General features: G+C 55.2%; 2 protein-coding genes. Both read left to right on the plus strand.

Annotation, left to right across the window (positions count from 1 at the left end):
* The first annotated feature begins 122 nt into the window (after nt 1–122).
* A complete protein-coding gene (locus tag ACYQ3S_RS15530; protein WP_459690263.1) occupies nt 123–254 on the plus strand; it encodes a hypothetical protein in 132 nt (43 codons plus the stop codon).
* A gap of 73 nt (nt 255–327) precedes the next feature.
* Nucleotides 328–3894, plus strand: a 3567-nt coding sequence (locus ACYQ3S_RS15535) for an autotransporter outer membrane beta-barrel domain-containing protein (RefSeq protein WP_459690265.1), incomplete at its 3' end; no start/stop codon positions are given.

Consider the following 3894-nt stretch of genomic DNA (forward strand, 5'->3'; position numbering starts at 1 on the left):
AAATTATATCAGGCCACGCAGGCGGGGATTCGGGCAAGCATCGCCCTGCTGGCGGAGCAGAACTACGAACGGCTGCTGGAACAGGAGCAGCTTGCCATCGGCTGGGGGGAGGTGAACGGCCGGTGAATACATCAAATCCCTCGTCCCGCCGTCACGGCTGGAACGACGCGCTGGTCTATCTGGCACAGGCGCCGCCGGAAGGAACAGCCCCAGCCGCCCGTGAGCGGCTGCTTTCTATGCTGAACTGCTCATAATGCAGGCAATCACCCTTGGAGCGATCCGCCCCAAGGGATGGTGTACATCAATCATCAGGAGGAAACAAACGACATGAGAAAACGAATATTGGCAACCCTGCTGTCGGTGGTCATGATTTTGTCCATGCTGCCGACGGCCCTTGCGGAAGGGCCAGAACCGACCGACGGGCAACTGCCAGAGGCGGAGTGTATCTGCGAGGCAGCATGCACCGAGGAGGATTTTAATGAACTTTGCCCGGTCTGCGGGACCGATTACACGCAGTGCGGCTACATAGATCCCGCACCTGCCGATGATGGGGAGGTCTTTGCGGCCTGCACCAAAACGGAAGGCTGCACGCTGGCCGAGGGCCATGAGGGCGACTGCGTCCTGCCCGACGGCGGGGAAAACGGGGACGACAATGCCCCCGAGTCTTCCGCGGCTGCAAAGCAGGCGGAGGCGCTGATCGCGGCCCTGCCCGACGCGGAGGATGTGACGCTGGACCATGCGGCGGACGTGTTTGCGGCCCAGGCCGCCTACGACGCGCTCAGCGAGGAGGACCGCGCTGCTGTTGATGCGGCTTTGGCGGAAAAACTGGCAGCTCTGCTGTCGGCGGTCCAGGCGCTGGTTGACGAACAGAATCAAATGACCGCGCCCATCCCGGACGAACTGCCCACGGAGAACGCCACCTGCACCTATGTGAGCACCGATGGCACCGTTCAGTCCGAAAGCCCGGTCACTCTGTCCGAAGCCGTGGAGGCCCTGAACGAAGCCGGCGGCGGTACCATTACCGTGGTGAGCAGCGGTTTGGCCGGGGCAAACAACATTTTAATCAGTGCGGAAATTACCATTATTGCTCAAGAGGGGAACCCGGTCACTGTTACCGCCATGCCTATGGAAACGGAGGACTCAATGTTTGAGTTGGATACATTGAGTTCCGTGACCACAGGAACCAGTGTCCTAACTCTGGGACAGGATAATATGTCAAAAGGCCTGTTGACATTTGACGGAGCAAAGCAGGCCAATACCACCATTGTTTCAAATTACTACGGGACTGGCTCAGAAACCAGCCCCCATGGTGTTGTGCTCCGGGATGGCATAGTCCTGACCGGCTGTACGGTTTCTACAATAGGCGAACCGAAAAGCCGTACGCTGCCCAAAGTAACGATGTACGGCGGCCAAATTACAGGGAATTACGGCAAATATGCCATTTCCGGCGTACCATTTGTCATGGAAGGCGGAGAAATTTTCGGGAATGTATCCGAGGTGGCAACTGTTTCCTCCGTGTATATGGGGAGAACACTTACCATTGGCGGAACTGCATATATTCACGATAATGAAGCGGGCGATGTCGGAGGAGCTGATTCTTGGGGTACGCTCATACTGCAAGGCAACGCCAAAATTGCCAACTGCACAGCAACAAACGAAGATGGGGTTGGAGGAATACATGGTTATGGAAATGATGGTGTCACAATAAAGGATAACGCCCTCATTGACTCGTGCCAAGGCAAGTTCGTGGGTGGTTGTTATTCGCAGCGTGGCGATGTAAGTATGACCGACCAAGCCACGATTCAGAACTGTACCGCAACGGGAGCGAGTTGGAACGCGGTATCTGGTTTTTATCCCACAGGAGGTTTGATCGGAACTGAAAACATCAGCATAGGACAGGATGCCAAGGTCCTAAATTGCAGCGGAGCATTTACCGGCGGCGTATTAAGTTCGCACGTGAATAACGCGGTATATAATGAAGCCAGGACAGTGACCATTGAGGGGACCATCAGTGGAAACAAGGGTGCGTTTGGCGGTGGCATCGGGTCTTTAGATCGCGGAAACCTCACTATTAAAGAATCCGCCGTTATCTCCAATAATGAGGCGTCCAGCGCTGGCGGCGGGATCGTGTTACTCAATCAGAAATTGACAGCAACCAGCGGCACCATCAGCGAATCACAAAAAATCACCCTTACGGTAGAGGGCGGGACTATTTCCGGAAACCGCGCCCCCTCTGGCGGCGGAATCTATGTGGCAGGGGCTGCGGAGGTCCTGGACATTTTTTCCGCTTATATTTCTGCTGGAAGAACGCCCATACCCTGCAAAGTGAATCTGCAGGGCGGCACGATCACTGGGAATACAGCAACAGCGTGCGGCGGCGGTATGTTCCTGGGCTGGGATGTAGACGCCACAATCCAAGGTGTCGTCAACATCGCAGGAAATACGGATGATACAGGCGCGGCCAGCGACTTGTACCTGCGCCAAAACCCGGAAATGGCTGTGACAGATCCTGGTGTAAGCAACAGTATAAAAGGTCTGGAGGATTTTATTGCCGCAACTACGGCGGACTACATTGAAAAGGCGATTATCCCTCAACTTCAAGAACAAATCGGAAAACTGTCCGATGAGGAGCTGAAAGAGGCTTTGGTCAGCCTGGGAGTGATCCAGGCAAAGGATGAAGTAGAGCGGGACGAGTTGGAAGACTTGTATTTCGAAACTATTAGGGATATATATTCCGTAACATATCCCATTCAAGCAATCGACCAACTGATCAATCAGTACCGGCAGTATTACGATTTTGTTCCCTCATTTGAGGAGTTCAGCGCGCTGCACAAAGGGCTGTATAAAGCATATTTTGAAGTATATGTCCGTCTGGAAATAGCAAATGCGGATCAAGAGGATATCGACAGGGCAGCGCTTGCCTGCGGCTTGATCAGCAGCGGAGAATCCTACACCGGCCCCATGGATGAGTTGATGGAGGCTTTGGTGGAGCTCAATATGAAAAACCAATATCAGGGTCTTGATGAAAATGCCTATAACGGATTCTGGACGTCACCGGTCAGCGGTGCCGCACTTCCCTATGACGCGCGCCTGAAGGTAGCCGGGACACTGGCGGGCAGCAATATCCGCGTCAATGTTGAGAACCCTCAGAAGTGGCGGGTGATCGCCGATGGAAAGGGCGAGTATACCATCACGGACGACGACTTCGCGGTATTCCAGAGCAACGACGCCGGATATTACATCATCCGGTCAGAAAGCGACAGCAATCTGCTGATTTTAATGCCGGAAGAAGTCACCGTCATCCTCACCCCGCAGGACATGACGGCCTACACCGGCGGCGACTCCATCAGCGATGACCCGTTCCCCTCCGTGCGGTATGCGATTACCGGCGTGGAATCAACTGCCATTCCAGACCTGGAGTTTACTGTGGACGGGAATACCTGCAAACCAGAACAGGCAGGCAGCTACTGGCTGCTGTCCGGCGTTGAGAACACCTTTACCCCCGTGGTAAGCCAGAAGACCCGCGCTGCTGGCGAGTATGAGAATGACGGACTTGCCGGCGAGTACACCATCGGCGTGGAAAACGATGATACGCTCACGGTAAAGGGTGCGGACGATAAACAGTACGCCGTAAAGGTAGCGGATGGCGAGGAGGCCGGCATTTTGACGGTGCGCAACGTCTCCGACCCTAACGCGGTGCTGGAAGATAAGATGGATATTGCCCAAGAGGTCGTTTCCAGCGAAAGCCAAGTGGACACCAGCAAGGGCGCGGTGGCCGTGATCGAGAACGGCGCGACCTACTACACCAACGGCAAAAAGGCCAATCTGGGCGTACTCGGCACCAGCTCGGCCGCGCCCACTTCCGGCGAACAGATTGCCCTGCTCTTTGCGAAC

Source organism: Agathobaculum sp. TL06 (assembly GCF_054658635.1).